We start from the raw sequence: 17,347 nt of genomic DNA, 5'->3' as shown, positions 1-17,347 counted from the left end.
CGAGGTGGTTTGCTTCGTCATTTAAGCAGGGATTAATCCCACTTAGGTGCCAGACCATCAGGGCTAACCAGCCGATCGTCACGATCCAACGTAGCAATCAGGGCCATATCGTCCGCAGTTAGCTGTAATTCCTGAGCCAACAAGTTACTGGCTAAGTTTGCCACTTTGGTAGATGACGGGATAACACTGTAGCCCAGCTGCATTGCCCAGCTTAAAATCACTTGAGCCGGGGTTGCTGCATGTTTCTCAGCGATAGCCTTAATAATTGGCTCATCCAGTGCTTTACCATAAGCCAATGTCATATAAGAGGTAATGGCGATGCCGTGTTCCTGCGCGAACTTAACAACTTTGCGATTTTGTAATAGTGGAGAGAGTTCGATCTGGTTAGTCGCAATCGCCTCTGCGCCCACAGCCGCAATGGCCTGCTTCATTAAATCAATCGTGAAGTTAGAAATACCAATCTGACGGGTCAGCCCCAACTCTTTAGCCTGCACTAATTCAGCCATAAACTCGGCAACTGAAACTTCATCATTAGGTGATGGCCAGTGAATTAAAGTTAAATCCACATAGTCGGTTTTCAGCTTCTGCAAGCTTGCTTGCAGGCTAGGAATTAACTTTCCTGCCGCCAAATTAGCAATCCAGATTTTGGTCGTGATAAATAACTCATCACGTTTGATACCACTTTCTGCGATAGCCTGGCCCACTGCGGCTTCATTCTCATAGATTTGGGCTGTATCAATTGCGCGATAGCCCAATGTCAAAGCTTGACTAACAGAATCAATAACGACTTGATCTTGAAGGCGAAACGTTCCCAGACCGAATGCAGGTATGCTCATCATAATTCCTCATTTTGAACAGATAATATTTTTTATCGTGGTTAGACAATAAATGATGTGTGTTTAAAAGCGGGTTATTTACCGGGAGCTCTTTTGTTTGAGCTCGCGGTAAAAATCTGCAGTGATTATGCCAAGAGTTTTATTGCCTAAAAACACACCATTCAACACAATACTTTTGATAAAAAATCAACAATGAAGAAGTTAATGACGATCACGGCCAGCGACGGATCACCAATGAAGTATTAATGCCGCCAAAGGCGAAATTATTTGTCTGGAAGAACTCAGTATCAATATAGCGCCCTTCGCCCATCAGATAATCCAAGTCGCCACAGGCGGGATCCGGTTCTGTCAGGTTGATGGTCGGGGCAAAGCGCCCAGCTCTCATCATCTCCAAACTCATCCAGGCCTCAAGCGCACCGCAGGCCCCTAGTGTATGGCCAAAATAACTTTTCAGAGAGGAAATGGGTGTCCGATGACCAAAAACAGCCGCCGTTGCCTGACTTTCTGCAATATCGCCCCGTTCAGTCGCCGTGCCATGCGCACTGATATAGCCGATGTCAGCCGCACTCAGGCCAGAGCTCAATAGCGCCCTTTCAATACAGATTTGCATGGTTTCTTTTTGTGGCTGAGTAATATGGCTGGCATCGCAATTAGTGTAAAAACCGATGATTTCACCATAAATAGTGGCTCCACGCGCTTTGGCATGTTCCAACTCTTCCAGAATCAGCGTCCCGGCTCCTTCACCAATAACTAAACCGTCACGCTGACGATCAAAGGGCCTTGGGGATAATTTGGGTGAATCATTCAGTTGGCTGGTCGCAAACAATGTATCAAACACCGCCGCCTCTGAAGGGCACAACTCTTCCGCACCACCAGCGACCATCACGGTTTGGTAACCATGACGAATAGCTTCATAGGCATAACCAATTGCCTGACTACCCGAAGTACAGGCACTTGAGGTCGGGATAACTCGCCCGCGCAAACCAAAAAATAGCCCGGTATTGACTGCCGCAGTATGGGGCATCATTTGTACATAGGTGGTGCCGGTAATATTGTTGGTGTGCTTTTCGGTCAACATGGTGGCAAATTCACTCACCGGTTTGGTGCTGCCAGTAGAAGAACCATAGGCAATGCCAGTATCACCGTTAGTTAGCACTTCCTCACCAATCAACCCAGCTTGCTCAAGCGCCAGCTCAGTTGCTCGGGTAGCCAGCAATGAAACTCGTCCCATCGAACGAATGCGTTTACGGGTGTAATGGGCCGGTACCACAAAATCGTTAATCGGCGCGCCTAAGTGTGTATTCAGCCCTTGGTATTCTTCCCACTGCGGCATATATTGCACCGCGTTCTGGCCGGCATAGATACGCGCCGAAATATCAGCCCAGCTATTGCCAAAGGCGGTGACGCCACTCATCCCGGTAATCACAACTCTATTGGTGGCAACCATCCTGCTGCTCATATCATTCCTCCATTGATTGAAATCACCTGGCGAGTCACATAACCGGCAATATCTGACATCAGATAACTGGCTAATCCAGCCACCTCCTCGGCTTGCCCCATTCGTTTCAGTGGGATCATCCGCATCGCTTCTTCCAGCGCTATAGGTTCCATATTAATCATGCCGGTATCAATCAATCCTGGCGCAATACAGTTCACAGTAATTTTTCGTTTTGCCAGCTCAAGAGCCAGTGCTTTGCATGCACCAATCACCCCGGCCTTAGCCGCGCTGTAGTTGACTTGGCCGCGATTTCCGACCACACCGGAGACCGAGGACAGTGCAATAATACGCCCTCCGCTACGCAGGCCGATCATCGGCATTACGCAAGGGTGCAATACGTTATAGAAGCTATCCAGATTGGTATGAATCACGCCGTCCCAATCGGCATCTGTCAGCGCCGGAAACGCGCCATCGCGAGTAATACCGGCATTGTTTACCACGCCATAGTAGCCACCATAAGTAGCAATATCGTGCTCCAGCACCTCTTTACACTGCTGTCTTGCACTGATATCAAAGCTGATTAGACGCCCTTCGCCACCCGCGTCAGTGAGTTGAGCCAGAGTCGCCTCAGCACCGACAGCATCACGGTGATAATGCACCACCACCAAAAAACCATCCGCAGCCAGACGGAGTGCAATGGCCCGCCCTATTCCTTTGCTGGCCCCAGTGACTAAAATAGAACGCTTCATGCACCCTTCCCCAATGTAAGTTTTTTTATTTCTTCGCTATCTGGTTGATATGTATTTAATCTGCCACGCGCAACTGGCTTCCCGGCAATGCTAATACTGCACTCAAAACTGCCAATTTTTTCATCTTGTAAGATTAAATGAACGCAGATTTGAAGCTCGCTACCCGCCGGGAATACGGGTAATTCACAGCTAATAGCCCGTCCACCAAGCAACATGCCAATCGAGGGTGGCACTGCCTGTTCCAAACCATGCCAACCCCGCCATACTCCAATAGTTTGCGCCATTAATTCGATAGCAAACCAGTTTGGCAGGCCGCCATCTGCATCAAGAAAAGGCGCGAGAACGCCCTCTTTGCTCAAGGTCACGCGGCATTCGGCATCCTCTTCCCCGACTGAATGAAGTTCATCCAACATCACCATAGGTGATTGATGAGGAAGATAATTTTTAGCTAAATACGCCATCAGTGAGCTCCCAGAATCAAGCAAGCGTTATTGCCACCAAAAGCAAATGAGTTAGACAAAATAACCGGCTTCTTGAGTTTTGCCGGACCCGTGACCAAATTAATCTCGGCCAATGTCTGGTCCTGAGTACTTTGAGTGAAATCTTGCATCGGCAAAGGTAAGTCATGGCGCAACATCAGCCAGCTTAATGCCGCCTCTGTGGCTCCGGCCGCCCCCAGAGTGTGTCCGGTAAGATGTTTAGTTGAACTGCAAGGAGTCTGATGACCAAAAACCCGATTCACGACCTGAGCTTCTATCTGATCATTTAAACGTGTCGCCGTACCGTGCAGATTAATGTAGCCCACGTCGTCAGGCTGCAACTTAGCCTGGCTTAACGCCATTCTGATGGCATGCTCCGCCCCACGCCCTTCGGGATGGGGGGCCGACATATGCCAGGCATCGGAAGACTCACCTACGCCGAGCAGTGCCACCGGTGCGGGCTCACGCGACAATAGGATTAACGCCGCCGCCTCACCAACATTGATTCCTTTGCGCTCTGTAGCAAAAGGTGTGCAGCGCTCAGCTGACAATGACTCAAGGCTGTGAAAACCATTGATTGGCATCTGGCACAGGCTGTCTGCGCCACCGACGATGGCTGCATCGACCATTCCTGCTTCTATTAGCCGCTTACCGCTGATAATCGCCCGCACACTGGAAGAGCACGCGGTTGACAGGGTATAGCTCGGCCCGATCAACCCTAAATGACGAGCAAGGAAGATGCTGGGGTCACCTAACTCCTGCTGTTGATAATCATAGCCAGCCGGAAAACGCCCGGCGTTCTCACCGGTCGCGGGCTGATACTCTCTAACCGCCCGCTCACCTTCAAAAATACCCGAGGTGCTGGTCCCCATAATTACCGCCACCCTTGCTGCGCCATAGCGAATGATGCAGGCGGAGACCTCAGACTGAATCTGTTGCAATGCTGCCAGCAACAGGCGGTTATTGCGGCTATTATGCTGTGAAAGCGCTTCAGGCACTGGCGGTAACTCAGCATTAACAGCGCCCAGCCAAACAGGCGAATCGCCCAGTAGCCAACCTTGCTGTGGAGCCATTCCCACGGATTGTCCAGCCCTGAGATTCTGACTCACCTCAGACACTGAATTACCGAGTGCATTAACCATCCCAACCGCCGAGAAATAGACCATAGTTTTTAGCCCTCGACGTTCTGGATAGTAATGCGGTAGTGAAATATAAATTGCTCAATGGCTATCGGCTTGCGGCTGCTACCCGAGATTTGGTAGCTAATCTCGGTCACTATTTGGCCTTTATCATCATAGAGCCGGCGCTTATCTCCCTCATCCACCAGCCGCCAATTGGCAGGTAATAGTGGTTGCCATGACGCAATGGGCCAATAGCTCAGCATAATATCGGCAAGAACTTGATTTGCTGGAGGTAAACCAACAATTTTCATGCTCTGTTCTAAGTGAATGCCTTGTGAGTCATAGGAAACTTTAAACAAGCGGATCCCCAGCGGGGATAATCCAACCAAGGTCAAATGCTGCCCATCGGCATTGAGTAACACTAATAATGATTGCTGCTTGCCCTGTGCGGTCGCGGTCAATAGCTGCTGTTGATTGATAGGTTCAGCAAGCAGCGGTAGCGGTAAACCCACCCTCACCCCGGGTTTAAGCCAAGCTTTAGGTTGGGTTTGATCCGGCGAACTGGCACATCCCATCATCAATAAGATGAAAATCAACAACACCCCACTGCGTTTATAACTCACGTACGCTCTCCTTTGGGTTTGGGCAGCGCGAGGGGCGCTAATAGAAAGGCAGTAAATACGCCACTGCTCAGCACAATGCCAAAACTACTGATAGCTTGAGTGTGGCTAAATACCAACATGCCGAAAGTCAGTTGCGTGGTGAACACCGCCATAAAAATGGCAAACATGGAGGTGCTTGGTGTCCCGCGGGGATTGGTAAAGAACAAGGTATAATTGATGCCAATACCCAGCACCAATATCAATGCCAGTAATGAAAAGAGATTCAATGAATGGCCGGTAAGGGAAAGCACCGCCAGCCCCATTCCCAATGAAAGGAATGTGGGAGTTACACAATATAAACCGCGACGAACACCCAAGCGCCAACAATAAACTACCGCTATAGCAAGAACAGAAATGAGTAGCAGCCATGATAAGTAAATGCGGTAAAGGGAAAATAGCTCATTGAATTCTGTTTTCCTGTCAACCCAAGTCACTCCGGGTGTCGACGCGGCCAACTGCTGTAAAGCGCCTGGATTACTAACACCACTGACAGGCACCAACATAGCGGTCCGCCCATCAGGTAATGTCAGCCAGAGCAGTCGCCAACCCTCACTCACCACAGAATCAAGCCACAGTGACGGAGTCACCCATATCTTGGCGTCCCCCTTTGCAGGTATATCTGGCATAGAAACACTGATACCCGCCTGCTGTAATTTTTGAATAATAGCCGGCGCAGTTTGCTCAAGTAACACCAGATTTTGCTGTTGCCGTAATAGTGACGGCAATGGCAACGCACGATAGCTCTCAATCCATCCTGACTTTTTAGCCTGCAACAGATGTGGAGAAAATTGCTCTAGGCGCTGCAATGCCTGCTCGGCATTATCACCATAAACCACGAACCATTTTTGGTCACTGTGCTGCCCGGTCAGCGCCGCAATGCGCTGCTCCTGCTGCTGGAATTCACGCGGCATCGCCTGCAGCTCACTAATATCATCATTAACCTGTAAGGTGGCGACCCCACTAATAATCAAAACAACAATCAACGTAGGGAGGCCTAATCGCAGCAGGCGGTTGTTTTGCCAATGCGTTAGCCATAAGTGAATCAGTGTTAAACGGGGGATCGGACGAACCGGTAATCCTTTAGCCAGTATGGGGTACCAGCACATCACGGTGATGCAAGCTGCGGTTAAACCTGCGGCCGCAAAAACAGCCAATTGCTGTAAACCGGGGAAAGGGGCAATAAGTAAAATTAAGTAAGCAATGACGGTGGTCAGCAGTGCCATAGAGAGCGCGGGAAAGAGTTTCGCTAAGCTTTCTAATGGGGTTATCTGACGGCCATGCGCCATGCGGTCGGTCAGATAATAAAGGGTGTAATCGGCTGAAATCCCGATGATGCTGGCGCTTAACACCAGCGTCATCACGTGAACCTCACCAAAGACAAGTAATGTCGCGACCGCCCCGGCTAATGCTCCGATAGTTATCGATAGAAGACATAAGCCCAGGGGTAATAGTGATTTAAACATAATCAACACCAGCAGGAAGACACCGGCGATCGAGATCAAACCAATGGTCGAAATATCACTTTCCGCCTGCTGACTGGCGTAATTACTGTAAAAAATGGTACCGCGCTCCAACACTTCAGTACCGGGCCAGCGCTGCTGAAGTTGCTGTTTTAATAGCGCTAATGACTCGACGGTGCTACGCGCACTGGCCATGTCATAAGATGAAGCCCGCAACTCCCCGTGAATCAAATACCATTGCCGCCCGTGGCTATCTTTCGCCACCAGCCACCCTTTATTGAGACTGAGTGTTCCACTATTTTGTTGTTGTGCCAGCTGTGAGCCACGCACCAGTAACAGTGGGTCATACTGCAACTCTTTACCACTGACCCCGGCAAATGCTGAGTATGCTTGCCCGAGTATCCACTGCGCTTGAGCATCGCCACCCTGGCTTAATCGCTGACGAGTAGCATCATCAAGCAGCACATTGCGGTGCTGAAAGAAAAAAGTCCCCCACTCTTGTTGGCGTTGCGCAGTCATTTCACCACTGACTTGATGCAGCGCTGGCATGTTCTGCAACTGTTGTAGCCACCAGTTTACTGGAGCCAATGTCTCTTTCTCTGGGCTAACCAGCCACACTAACTGGCGATCAAGACGTTGGCTAAACCCGTCGGTCAATTCGGCAGGAACGCCAGCCAACTCCTGTTTGGGCAGTAGCGCCAAGACACTGCTATTAATCTGGCTACGGGGAATCAGCCAGAGCAATGTCGCCAGCAAGAGCAAACAGATAAGTAACCAACCGATAGCCAGTTTTCTATGGCAATCAGTGCGCAAAAAGCTGCTGTTCGGCATGGCTCAGTGTCTTAGGTTCGGTTAGTTGATTGAAAAAACGGATGTGTGTTCCATCTCCCTGCATGTCTTCGATATCTATTGTTTCCAGGAAATATTGCCCATGCAAGGTGATGGTTTTAAACAATTTATCGAGTGGCGTTGTTTTCGGCGTTAACATTAATACCCAGCGTTCCTGACCACTGTCGGTAAATGTTAAGGTGAAATTCTGCTCCAGAACTGCTGTGTCAGCATGAAAGAGTGCCGTTAATAAATGATTAAACTGGAACATTTGCGGGTTGCTGTCGGCCGTAATAACCTGCGAAGGTTGGCCCGCCATGGTTTGCACCATACGTTTGTCATCTAACAATAGTGTCAAAGCAAAAGGTTTCTGTTGTGACCACCATAGGCCTTTCTCTCGTGAAATCAGTAAATTACCACTTGATTTCAAGGGCTTGTCCATGCCACTGATACTGCGCTGCTGTTCAAACTCAGCTCGTAATACCGGTTGTTCACTGAATCGTTGCTGTAATGATGACAATGTCACCGCGTGAGCACTGATACACAGGCAGAATAATATGGCGGTCAAAATAGGTTTCATAAGGTGATACCCATTTTTTCCAGCAGTACTGGCGGTGACACAAAACTCATCTCTTTTGTTGATGCCTTAACAGCGACCTGAATGGTATATCCCGTCGTCATACGCTTGCCGCTATTGGCATCATAAATCTGATAACCGATGCGCAGGCGGTTCTCATACTCTTCAATAGAAGCGCAAATATGAATACGCTGCTCGAATTCGAGCGGTGCAATATATTTCACTCTTGTATCAACGATTGGCCAAACATAGCCTGAAGCTTGCATGGCACGGTAGCCATAATCAATTTGGTTTAACAATGCCTCACGGGCAATTTCAAAGTAACGGAAATAATTGCCGTGCCACACAACCCCCATAGGGTCGATATCATGGAAAGGGATACTGTGGACTATCCGGGTAGTAAAACGCGGGTCATCGGGTAAATTCATTTCACGGATTTCCTTGGTTTGGCTTTTCATCGTTTAAATGCCAAAAATCATAAAAATTAAACCAATCAAGCGGCGCTAATAAACTGTAATGTTCCAGACGCGCAGCATAGCGATCCACAGCTTGTTGCAAAGCGGGCTGGCGATTTGCTCGCGGTAACATCAGTGGATCGGCGAAAGGCTCAAAGTAAACATGCAGCCGAGCGGAAGGTGCCGCGGGGGCTGGTTGCTTCTCTTGCCCGGCGAGTTTTAGACCAAACATCAAGAACACAGGGCAACGCAATGCCGCAGCCAATGCGAATGGCCCAACAGGGAACGGTGCCGGATGACCTAAAAATGAGCTCCAGATAACCCTTGGTTGGTTATCTCGTTGATAAGGGCTGACTGAGGTTCGGTCACCAACAATTGCAACCCACTCACCTGCGTCCAGCTTCTGGCGCAATAAAATGGCGGTATCAGGCCCTATGGATGTCACTTGAATCAGGTTAATAAGCGCATGCGGATTAATCTCCTTCATTACCTGATTAAAGCGAGCGGCATGATGCGTGAAGACTAATGCATTAACTTTCACGCCAATAGATAGCTCGGCCAAAGCCCGGCAAGATTCAATATCCCCTAAATGCGATGCCAGAATAAGTGACCCTTGGCGGCTGGCAATTTGTGTTTCACAGCGCTCACGCCCCACCAAAACCACATCTCTGCCCACCACTAAATCCCCTTGCCAACTGGCCAGCTTATCGAGCATCGATTCACCAAAACGCATGAAATGACGGAAACTGTTTAGGGAGGTGGGTAATGGGTGATTTCGCTGTTCGGCGAAAGCAGTGAGGCGCTGTAAATAGCGGCTTGATGCCTGCCGCTGACGATGACCAGTAAGCCAAAAATAGCCAATTACCGGGTATAACATCAGATTGAAAGTGGTGCGCCCCAACGCTTTGTAACTGCGCAACATCAAACGCATGCCCCATAAACCTTTGCGCTCTTGAGTCTGGGACCAATGGTGCTCGGACTTTTGCAGATTACGTTTGAGTAGCGCAGGAATGCGCGGCAACATGCCGAAAAATAAACGGGTGTGCATCCAGGAGATGCGCAGATTGTCGCGCAAAGTATCAAAATGCGAAATACCATCGTCAGGATAAGTGACACGGGTTGGCAGGAAGCGGCTTTCTGTCCCTTGCCAATATAATCTCACCATCACCTCGGTATCAAAATCCATCCGTACACCCAATGGGTGGCGCGCCGCTAAAGCCAGCGTCGCAGTAATCGGATAAACCCGAAAGCCGCACATACTGTCTTTCAGCGATAAAGATAAGGTTTCGACCCATACCCAGAAATGCGTGATATAGCGGCCATAAAGCCTCGCCTTCGGCACTGACTTGTCGTAAATCGGCCGCCCTGAAATCAGACAATGAGGATGTTTTTCAGCCTCTGCCAACATGATCGGCAGATCGGATAACTGATGCTGGCCATCAGCATCAACTTGCAGACCATGGCTATAACCGTATTTTTGCGCGACAGCCAATCCATTCAGTACCGCATGCCCCTTCCCGCGATTTTCAGGTTGTGTAACTAACACCACCCAAGGGTATTTCTCTGCTAAGCGCGCCAACTCATTTGCGGTATCAATATCACTACCATCGTCAATAATCAGACAAGGGAGTTGATAAACCGCCAATTGAGATAAAACGCCAGCCATGGTGCGGCCATGATTGAAACAGGGGATAACGACACACGGCATAAAAGAGGTTACTGACATAGGGCAATCTTTCCACTGCTGGCCGTTATCTCGCCGTGAGCAAGGTACTTAAAAATCAGTTTGTGGTTGGTGCGATCCCAATTCAGTACAAGTGTCACTTTGTCATCGGGCATCAGGGGCCGCTGAAATTTTACGACATCAATGCTTTTCACCACTGGCATTGGGCCAAATAGCTGATTGGCGTAGTGCATCACCCAATTGATTTGTGCAACACCCGGTAATATCGGGCAAGTAGGAAAATGTCCACTGAACCACAATAAATCAGCAGGTAATAAGAGATCGATATTCGCGAGGTGATCACCTGTTATTTGCTGACTGATAACCGTAGGCAACATCATAAAAATAACTCCTGTAACCGCGCATAATCTCGCTTCCCTTGTGGGTTAACGGGAATAACATCGATTACACGTAGGCGCCGGGGAAGAGAGGCAGGTTCAAGCCAATGACGTAATTCACTGCGTAATTTTTGATTGAAAGAAGCCATGGTTGCCGAGGAAAGCTTTTCTTTCCCACCATCAGTCAACACTACCACTGCGGCAATATTCACGCGCTCATTTTGGGTTAAGACCAATACTGTGGCGTCGGCAATATCGGGCAGTGATATTAGGCGCTGCTCTATTTCTGTTAACGAAACACGCTTTTCTTCTATTTTAACTATCCGATCTTTACGCCCCACCAAATAGAAATTTCGCCTGTTATCGAATAACTCAATAACATCGCTCATCGGCACCCCCTCTGATTCAGATATAAGGTCCGAATAAACAGTGAAAGTATTGTCGTTATTGATAGCCAGAGTTACCCCTGAAAAAAACTGCCAAGCTTGCTGTTGTTCTGACTGCTGACGATAAGCAATAAGACCGGTTTCGGTAGCACCATAGATCTCTATTGGCAGGATACCTAGAGCATCCCGACTAGATTGTGCATCATGAAAACTGAGTGGGCCGCCTGCAGAAAAGATCTGCCGACATAGAATCGGCGCTAGCTTCGTGTCTATACGTTTTAAAAACGCCGGGCTGCTAATAAATATAGCTGAGCAAGATTCAGGTAATGAGTGCAGTTGCTCATGGTAAGTTATCAACTCGGCCTGGAAGGGGATTCCCAGCGAAAGGGGTAAAAAGATACGAAAAGTGAGCCCATATAAATGTTGATGAGAAACCGAGGCAACGATTAGTGGATTATGCTTTTTATCGAAGCAAGACTGCCATTGCTCAGCCAACCAACGGCTTTCAATATCTAAACTCTCAACAGATTTGACTACGGCTTTAGGCGCACCAGTCGAGCCAGAGGTAAAGAGGATTAATGAAGCATGAGAAAACCAATCAGGTAGTGGGTGATAGATAGCCTCAACAGATGCGTGATTAGCTACGGTAATATTCTGGCAATCAAGATTCAGTGATTGATCAGTTAACATGCCATCAAATTCATGCCGCTGTTCTTTGAGAACAGCTTCACGTGTATGGCCGAAAATAACCGGTGTTTTTTGACAATACAGAGTGGCCAGCAATGCGACACTAAACCAATAGCTATTTTCAAAACATAATGCCCAGCGTTGATTGGGCAATAGCGTGATTTTATTAAATAGAGAGCTAACGTCGCACCTGAATTGATGTAAAGTTATCGCTGTTGAACCGCACCTAGCAATAACCAAGGCATCACCACGAGAATGATCTAACCAATTAGCCATGGGTAGATTCATTGCTGTTGAACTCTTTTTCTGATTATCCATTCCAGACCCATCAAAGAACCAATAAGTAAATAACTCAGGCCACCGTTATACAAAACCCATAGATGCATATTACCGTACAGACAGGTTGCCAGAGAAATAGCACCGTTTACTGCAAAAAAAGCGCACCATACCTGCGTTACCTTGCGGGTATAAACCACGGCTTGAGGAGGCAATTCAGGCTCGGCCAGTCTTGCCAATCGTTCAATGATGGGTGGGGGATAAAACAGAGAATAGGTAAACAGTGACAGTAATAGGATGTTTACCACAACAGGATAAAACAACAACCATTGCGCCTGCCCTAATCCCCAACTTGCCAAAGACAGAATAATGCCAGTAAGTGCCAGCGCTTTACCTAACCAAAGTTGTTGTTTAATTTGATTACGTACGACAAACAACCGCAGTGTAAACATTAATAACAGTATTGGCGCTAATACCTGCATTCCCCAGCGCGTCAAACCAAACCACACCGCCAGAGGATAGGCAGTAAGTGCAATAACCGTGAAAACTTTGAGCAAAATAGCCAGGCGACCAATGAATAAATTACTTTGATTAGCTGTCACCTGATTTCACCACTTACGATTGGGTGTTTAATAAATTATCGACAGCATCGACAACATCTTGCACAGTTCGAACCGATTTGAACATTTCTGGCATTATTTTTTTGCCGGTCACTTTCTGCAAATGCACCACCAAATCGACAGCATCAATACTGTCCAACTCTAATTCTTCATACAGTCGCGATTCTGGCTTAATGTCAGCCTCATCAATTTCAAAAAGCTTAACCAGAAGAGTTGTAATCTGCTGATATATTTCCTGTTTGTCCATTAGTGCAATATCCTGTTAGTTACGCTGTTCAGAAATAAATTTCGCGAGCGTTTCTACCGAATAAAAGTGTTGACGCATATCTTCACTCTCTGCCGAGAGCACAACGCTATATCGGTTTTTTAATGCTAATCCAAGTTCTAGCGCATCGATTGAGTCCAAACCTAAACCATCACCAAATAATGCAGCCTGCGAATCAATATCATCCACTGACATTCCTTCCAGGTTCAAGGCATCAATAATTAGCTGTTTAATCTCACTACTGAGTAATTCCATTAATTCTTTCTCTTAGATTCGGGCATTAATGCACAGGTTAAATGCTTAGTCAGCCGTCTCGCGGCAAGCGCTAGCGATAAATCACTATCTTGAATAAAATCCTTACTATTGATTTTATTTTGAACAGTAATATTAAACTGGGGTTTTACTGGCGGGATATTATACCATTTAAGCTCTTTCGTCAGCATTGGCGGGTTACAGTCAATAAACACCACTCGAATATTACATCCACTATGTAATGCAATATTAGCCGCTCCCCGCTGCAAACTCAGCATACCACCTGCAGTTGTTCTCGTTCCTTCTGGAAATATAAGGATACTTCCCCCAAGACCTAAACGAGATTTGCAATGCACCAATAATTTATCTGATTCAGTATTAACCAAATAACCGGCAGACTTAATGACACCGGAAACAAATATATTATTCAGTAGTGCTTCTTTGACAATGCAATCACACCTTGGCATATGTGCAGCCAGTAACACATAGTCCAATAGACTGGGATGGTTAGCAACAATCAAGCATCCTGCATCTTCAGAGAACAGTTCGCTATTTTTTATCTGGTAATCAAAGACACCAAGAAATCTAGCGATTCGTAGAAACAGTTGAAAACTATAACGAATACTCAATTGAGTGACTCGACTACGCACCGCCGCAGAGCGAATAATGAGACGGAGCGAGGAGAACCATACAATGGATAATATCAGCCCCCCAAGACCAAACAGTGCAAAACAAAAGCCGGTCGCCACTACTCGCCATAAACGATTAAGTAAAGAAGAATGCTGGGAGGCAGTTTGTACTGCGAGAGAGCTGTCCATCACTGACTCCATTGCCAATTATTATGCTGACCGCGTACCACAAAAGAAGGTTTTTTATTCAACCAATGACGTAAGAAGCTAAGCCCCTGGGGTAATTCAGATTCATTAGAATCAATCGAAGAGATACATTCACACTGTAAATCATCACCGATGGCTAACAGTAATGCCAAAGCATAGGGCAACCCTATTGGAGAAGTCTGAGAATGATAAAAATTAGGCATAATTCCATCGAAATCGACCAATAATACACGTTTAGCGCCACTGGCGAGCATGCCCATCGCCTCAATAATGCCTTGCTGAAAGCTATCGATTCCTGCGGCAAGAGAGGCCACAGGCATTGTCTCATTTGCTGTGATAGTCAGCCATCCAGAGGCCGTATTATGCACTGACATGGCAAAATCGGTCGGCGAGATATTCTGCTGAGAATTGAGGCATTGTAATATTTTATAAGTACGCTCTAGTTCTCCATGGCGGCTAGTAAAAATCGCCATATCAGTAGTGGCCCCTTCGAGTAATGAAAGGCCGGCTTCAACGGCGAGCCGGCTAGCTGTACTCATTCTTCTCGCGGACATCATAGGTATATGTGATGACTTGGGTAAATCTCCCTGCCATGTCGCACGGAGCTCAGGATCTTGCGCCCAAGCAATCCACTGCTCATGCGACCCCATACCAGGAGCTAAAGCACACCAGTTCAATACATTCAACGAATGAACCACGATATCGAAACTTCCCAAGTAGCAAGCAGTAAAGCGAGATAATTTATTCTATTTTTAGATAAAAAGCATTTAAAAACTGTCTTAGTTATGACTTTGTTTAATTAAAAAATCATCAAACCTAAATAAATCTATAATTAAAATTAAAAAAATACATTATTTATCGGCACTAATATAATATTCTTTAGAAAAATTTGAAATAAATTCACAATAAATATAAAAATGAAAACTAGAATAAATTTATAATATAAATTTTACATTTATTTAAAATAAATAAAACATAATAATATTTGTGTATTCGAATAAGTCAGAGTATTTTATGTTTGCTGTATAGCATATCTGCGTTATTCCTCCCATGAATAACATGAAAATTATTAGTAAATTGGATCATCATGAAAATATTAAAAATCCTTCTAGTCGGGTTGGTATCTATTGCATTTATTACTGGTTGTGCAGGTACAACACCTATCCAAGATGTTAATCAAACAGTGATGGGAAGTCACACCGCTTCAGAAGTACAAAGAGCCATTTTAGCTGGCGGTATAAGCCGCGGCTGGATAATGGTACCTGCTTCTGAAGGTGTGATTAATGGCAAATTAATCAATCGTGATCATATCGTTGAAATAAGAATCAATTACAGTGCTAATAATTACCAAATAAAATACGTTGGCAGCACTAACATGGACGCAAAGAATGGGAAAATACATTCAAAGTATAATCGCTGGATCGCTAACTTAAACAAAGACATTCAGACCAAACTTGTTCAACCATCAGTATAAAATCCTTTTATAACAAAGGATTGTATTAAAATAAAATCTCGTTCGCCATTCTAATTCAACCATGTCGAATGGTGAGCGATTACCTGGATTACGAGGACGTAAGCTTGCGCTACGGATATGATAGAGACCAAATTAGTGCTTTAGCAGCAATCACTGAAGCCCAGAAAATAGCTTTTGCCCCTATGCTATTTCAAGCCGCACTTAACCTGAGAGAATCAGGGATCCTAGCCGCATTAGATGAATCAGGTAAAAACGGTATCACACTGGATGAGCTTGATACCCGTTGTTCACTTAGTCGATATGCAATCAGCATCCTGCTCGATATGGGGCTTAGTGGCAATATTCTCTATCAGCGGGAAAAACAATTTTATCTTGGAAAGGTTGGTCACTACTTATTACATGACCAAATGACCCGCGTAAATATGGACTTTACTCAAGATGTTTGTTATCAAGGTTTATTCAATTTAAAAGAAGCACTAGAGACGGGAAAACCTGCAGGACTATCAGTATTTGGTGAATGGCCCACTATTTACCCAGCACTGAGTGAGTTACCGACTGCAGCCCGCGAAAGTTGGTTCGCCTTTGATCACTTTTACTCCGATAATGCCTTTCAACTTGCACTAAAAACCATTTTTGATCTTGAACCAAAGCATATATATGACATTGGTGCTAATACCGGTAAATGGGCTCTGCAATGCGCAGCTTATAACCCTGACGTGAAGATAACACTATTAGATTTACCGCAGCAGCTGGTATTAGCTAACGAAAATGTCAAAAGCAAAGGTCTCAGTAATCGTATTAGTACCTACCCAGTGGATCTATTATTAGCTGATAAGCTACCAAATGATGCTGATGTTTGGTGGATGAGCCAATTTCTAGACTGTTTTAGTGAAGAAAGAATTGTACATATTCTCAAGCTTATCCATCGTGCGATGAAGCCCGACAGCTACGTATGTATCATGGAGATATTTTGGGATAGACAACAATTCGAAGCAGGCGCATTTAGCTTAAACGCTTCCTCCCTATATTTTACATGTATGGCTAATGGTAATAGCCGTTTTTATCATTCAGATACTTTTTACCAATGCTTAACTGCTGCCGGATTCTATATTGAGAAAGATATTGATGGTCTTGGCATTGGGCATACATTATTAATCTGCCGTAAAGAACCCGCTTAACCATTAAGCCCTCAATCCGAGGGCTTAATATCGCTGTCCCAACTTTGATACTCTGCGTTTTCCCTTCCCCATTAGCCTCATATAAACATGTAGTAACTGAACTGCTGTATTCAAACAGTAAGTTGTATGTAGAGTAATATAGACATTATAGGGGTAAATGCTGCCGTAAAAGGTTATTGATGAGCTTTCTAGAGGAACATAACTAGCAGATTGAGATTTTATACTTAGCCAAACAGCTCTATTTATATATGTATACGGCAATTAATTAGCTGAATTTTAACAGTAAGTTTCATGTAGAGTAATATAGATGCGTTAGGGGGAAATAGCGTCAAAGAAGGATAATGATGAGCCTTTATTGACGAATATATCTAGCAGATTAGGATTCTATAATGCAAAAAACCCCTGAATCTATGATTCAGGGGTTCTGCAATAAGTGGCGGAACGGACGGGGCTCGAACCCGCGACCCCCTGCGTGACAGGCAGGTATTCTAACCAACTGAACTACCGCTCCACCGATTCTTTTACGTGTATCTTCCTGATACTTACCCTTTTCAGGGCCAGCGCTTCTCGCTGTGCAAAACCGCGCTTGGCGATTTTGTCCATCACCAGATGTCACTCTGATGATGCGTGTTTGATGCCTGGCAGTGTCCTACTCTCGCATGGGGAGACCCCACACTACCATCGGCGCTACGGCGTTTCACTTCTGA

The 17,347-nt window shown here is 46.0% G+C and carries 19 protein-coding genes and 1 tRNA gene; 2 read left to right on the top strand and 18 right to left on the bottom strand.

Annotated elements, in window-relative coordinates; translation table 11 throughout:
• Positions 1–32: 32 nt before the first annotated feature.
• The 17 genes from dkgB to FTA96_RS04705 all read right to left on the bottom strand — a co-directional run bounded on the left by dkgB (position 33) and on the right by FTA96_RS04705 (position 14,686).
• Positions 33–836 carry a 2,5-didehydrogluconate reductase DkgB gene (gene dkgB, locus FTA96_RS04785; protein WP_050108322.1) on the bottom strand — a complete coding sequence of 268 codons (804 nt, stop codon included), beginning with the start codon at positions 834–836 and terminating at the stop codon, positions 33–35.
• A gap of 211 nt (positions 837–1,047) precedes the next feature.
• Positions 1,048–2,283 carry a beta-ketoacyl-ACP synthase gene (locus FTA96_RS04780; RefSeq protein WP_172665455.1) on the bottom strand — a complete coding sequence of 412 codons (1,236 nt, stop codon included), beginning with the start codon at positions 2,281–2,283 and terminating at the stop codon, positions 1,048–1,050.
• Positions 2,284–2,291: 8 nt separating this feature from the next.
• Positions 2,292–3,023 carry a 3-ketoacyl-ACP reductase FabG2 gene (locus tag FTA96_RS04775; protein ID WP_050108324.1) on the bottom strand — a complete coding sequence of 244 codons (732 nt, stop codon included), beginning with the start codon at positions 3,021–3,023 and terminating at the stop codon, positions 2,292–2,294.
• Positions 3,020–3,484, bottom strand: a complete 465-nt coding sequence (locus tag FTA96_RS04770; RefSeq protein WP_050134837.1) for an ApeP family dehydratase — start codon at positions 3,482–3,484, stop codon at positions 3,020–3,022. Before FTA96_RS04770 ends, FTA96_RS04775 begins: the two co-directional genes overlap by 4 nt.
• Positions 3,484–4,668, bottom strand: a complete 1,185-nt coding sequence (locus FTA96_RS04765) for a beta-ketoacyl-[acyl-carrier-protein] synthase family protein (RefSeq protein WP_145573284.1) — start codon at positions 4,666–4,668, stop codon at positions 3,484–3,486. Before FTA96_RS04765 ends, FTA96_RS04770 begins: the two co-directional genes overlap by 1 nt.
• 5 nt (positions 4,669–4,673) lie before the next feature.
• Positions 4,674–5,201 carry a DUF3261 domain-containing protein gene (locus tag FTA96_RS04760; protein ID WP_050123137.1) on the bottom strand — a complete coding sequence of 176 codons (528 nt, stop codon included), beginning with the start codon at positions 5,199–5,201 and terminating at the stop codon, positions 4,674–4,676.
• Positions 5,202–5,242: 41 nt separating this feature from the next.
• Positions 5,243–7,576 (bottom strand): MMPL family transporter, encoded by a 2,334-nt coding sequence (locus FTA96_RS04755; protein ID WP_186372851.1) that lies wholly within the window; start codon positions 7,574–7,576, stop codon positions 5,243–5,245.
• The gene (locus FTA96_RS04750; RefSeq protein WP_050123091.1) at positions 7,548–8,153 is read right to left on the bottom strand and encodes a LolA family protein; all 606 of its coding nucleotides are present in this window, start codon (positions 8,151–8,153) and stop codon (positions 7,548–7,550) included. Before FTA96_RS04750 ends, FTA96_RS04755 begins: the two co-directional genes overlap by 29 nt.
• Entirely contained in the window at positions 8,150–8,578 is a 429-nt protein-coding gene (locus FTA96_RS04745) for an acyl-CoA thioesterase (RefSeq protein WP_050108333.1), read from the bottom strand. Before FTA96_RS04745 ends, FTA96_RS04750 begins: the two co-directional genes overlap by 4 nt.
• A gap of 1 nt (position 8,579) precedes the next feature.
• Positions 8,580–10,331, bottom strand: coding sequence for a glycosyltransferase family 2 protein (locus FTA96_RS04740; protein WP_145573283.1), 1,752 nt, complete (start codon positions 10,329–10,331; stop codon positions 8,580–8,582).
• Positions 10,322–10,669, bottom strand: coding sequence for an ApeI family dehydratase (locus FTA96_RS04735; protein WP_050123095.1), 348 nt, complete (start codon positions 10,667–10,669; stop codon positions 10,322–10,324). The genes FTA96_RS04740 and FTA96_RS04735 overlap by 10 nt, the downstream gene beginning before the upstream one ends.
• On the bottom strand, positions 10,666–12,015 hold the full coding sequence (locus FTA96_RS04730) for an AMP-binding protein (RefSeq protein WP_186372850.1): 1,350 nt from the start codon (positions 12,013–12,015) through the stop codon (positions 10,666–10,668). The genes FTA96_RS04735 and FTA96_RS04730 overlap by 4 nt, the downstream gene beginning before the upstream one ends.
• Before the next feature lie 8 nt (positions 12,016–12,023).
• Positions 12,024–12,617 carry a COG4648 family protein gene (locus FTA96_RS04725; protein ID WP_050146064.1) on the bottom strand — a complete coding sequence of 198 codons (594 nt, stop codon included), beginning with the start codon at positions 12,615–12,617 and terminating at the stop codon, positions 12,024–12,026.
• A 13-nt stretch (positions 12,618–12,630) separates the two neighbouring features.
• The gene (locus tag FTA96_RS04720; protein ID WP_050108343.1) at positions 12,631–12,882 is read right to left on the bottom strand and encodes an acyl carrier protein; all 252 of its coding nucleotides are present in this window, start codon (positions 12,880–12,882) and stop codon (positions 12,631–12,633) included.
• A 15-nt stretch (positions 12,883–12,897) separates the two neighbouring features.
• On the bottom strand, positions 12,898–13,155 hold the full coding sequence (locus tag FTA96_RS04715; protein ID WP_032911715.1) for a phosphopantetheine-binding protein: 258 nt from the start codon (positions 13,153–13,155) through the stop codon (positions 12,898–12,900).
• Positions 13,155–13,970, bottom strand: a complete 816-nt coding sequence (locus tag FTA96_RS04710) for a lysophospholipid acyltransferase family protein (protein WP_050319582.1) — start codon at positions 13,968–13,970, stop codon at positions 13,155–13,157. Before FTA96_RS04710 ends, FTA96_RS04715 begins: the two co-directional genes overlap by 1 nt.
• On the bottom strand, positions 13,970–14,686 hold the full coding sequence (locus tag FTA96_RS04705; protein WP_145573281.1) for a beta-ketoacyl synthase chain length factor: 717 nt from the start codon (positions 14,684–14,686) through the stop codon (positions 13,970–13,972). The genes FTA96_RS04710 and FTA96_RS04705 overlap by 1 nt, the downstream gene beginning before the upstream one ends.
• A 389-nt stretch (positions 14,687–15,075) precedes the next feature.
• Here FTA96_RS04705 and FTA96_RS04700 point away from each other — a divergent pair, with 389 nt between their 5' ends.
• Positions 15,076–15,462, top strand: coding sequence for a hypothetical protein (locus FTA96_RS04700; protein WP_050123110.1), 387 nt, complete (start codon positions 15,076–15,078; stop codon positions 15,460–15,462).
• Positions 15,463–15,530: 68 nt separating this feature from the next.
• Positions 15,531–16,640 carry a methyltransferase gene (locus FTA96_RS04695; protein ID WP_145573280.1) on the top strand — a complete coding sequence of 370 codons (1,110 nt, stop codon included), beginning with the start codon at positions 15,531–15,533 and terminating at the stop codon, positions 16,638–16,640.
• Positions 16,641–17,074: 434 nt separating this feature from the next.
• Here the strand turns inward: FTA96_RS04695 and FTA96_RS04690 are convergent.
• Positions 17,075–17,151 (bottom strand) — tRNA-Asp (locus FTA96_RS04690).
• Between the last annotated feature and the right edge of the window lie 196 nt (positions 17,152–17,347).

It is taken from the genome of Yersinia alsatica (assembly GCF_902170305.1).
GTDB classification, from domain to species: Bacteria; Pseudomonadota; Gammaproteobacteria; order Enterobacterales; family Enterobacteriaceae; genus Yersinia; species Yersinia alsatica.
Note: the sequence above shows the minus strand (reverse complement) of the source record. Positions and strands in the feature narration are given on the sequence as shown.

Excerpts from the sequence above, each read along its gene's own strand:
- FTA96_RS04740 (WP_145573283.1), bottom strand. The coding sequence starts at position 10,331 with ATGTCAGTAACCTCTTTTATGCCGTGTGTCGTTATCCCCTGTTTCAAT.
- FTA96_RS04750 (WP_050123091.1), bottom strand. The coding sequence starts at position 8,153 with ATGAAACCTATTTTGACCGCCATATTATTCTGCCTGTGTATCAGTGCT.
- FTA96_RS04775 (WP_050108324.1), bottom strand. The coding sequence starts at position 3,023 with ATGAAGCGTTCTATTTTAGTCACTGGGGCCAGCAAAGGAATAGGGCGG.
- FTA96_RS04700 (WP_050123110.1), top strand. The coding sequence starts at position 15,076 with ATGAAAATATTAAAAATCCTTCTAGTCGGGTTGGTATCTATTGCATTT.
- FTA96_RS04760 (WP_050123137.1), bottom strand. The coding sequence starts at position 5,201 with ATGATGGGATGTGCCAGTTCGCCGGATCAAACCCAACCTAAAGCTTGG.
- dkgB (WP_050108322.1), bottom strand. The coding sequence starts at position 836 with ATGAGCATACCTGCATTCGGTCTGGGAACGTTTCGCCTTCAAGATCAA.
- FTA96_RS04780 (WP_172665455.1), bottom strand. The coding sequence starts at position 2,283 with ATGGTTGCCACCAATAGAGTTGTGATTACCGGGATGAGTGGCGTCACC.
- FTA96_RS04695 (WP_145573280.1), top strand. The coding sequence starts at position 15,531 with ATGGTGAGCGATTACCTGGATTACGAGGACGTAAGCTTGCGCTACGGA.
- FTA96_RS04710 (WP_050319582.1), bottom strand. The coding sequence starts at position 13,970 with ATGGACAGCTCTCTCGCAGTACAAACTGCCTCCCAGCATTCTTCTTTA.
- FTA96_RS04755 (WP_186372851.1), bottom strand. The coding sequence starts at position 7,576 with ATGCCGAACAGCAGCTTTTTGCGCACTGATTGCCATAGAAAACTGGCT.
- FTA96_RS04715 (WP_032911715.1), bottom strand. The coding sequence starts at position 13,155 with ATGGAATTACTCAGTAGTGAGATTAAACAGCTAATTATTGATGCCTTG.
- FTA96_RS04745 (WP_050108333.1), bottom strand. The coding sequence starts at position 8,578 with ATGAATTTACCCGATGACCCGCGTTTTACTACCCGGATAGTCCACAGT.
- FTA96_RS04765 (WP_145573284.1), bottom strand. The coding sequence starts at position 4,668 with ATGGTCTATTTCTCGGCGGTTGGGATGGTTAATGCACTCGGTAATTCA.
- FTA96_RS04735 (WP_050123095.1), bottom strand. The coding sequence starts at position 10,669 with ATGATGTTGCCTACGGTTATCAGTCAGCAAATAACAGGTGATCACCTC.
- FTA96_RS04730 (WP_186372850.1), bottom strand. The coding sequence starts at position 12,015 with ATGGCTAATTGGTTAGATCATTCTCGTGGTGATGCCTTGGTTATTGCT.
- FTA96_RS04720 (WP_050108343.1), bottom strand. The coding sequence starts at position 12,882 with ATGGACAAACAGGAAATATATCAGCAGATTACAACTCTTCTGGTTAAG.
- FTA96_RS04770 (WP_050134837.1), bottom strand. The coding sequence starts at position 3,484 with ATGGCGTATTTAGCTAAAAATTATCTTCCTCATCAATCACCTATGGTG.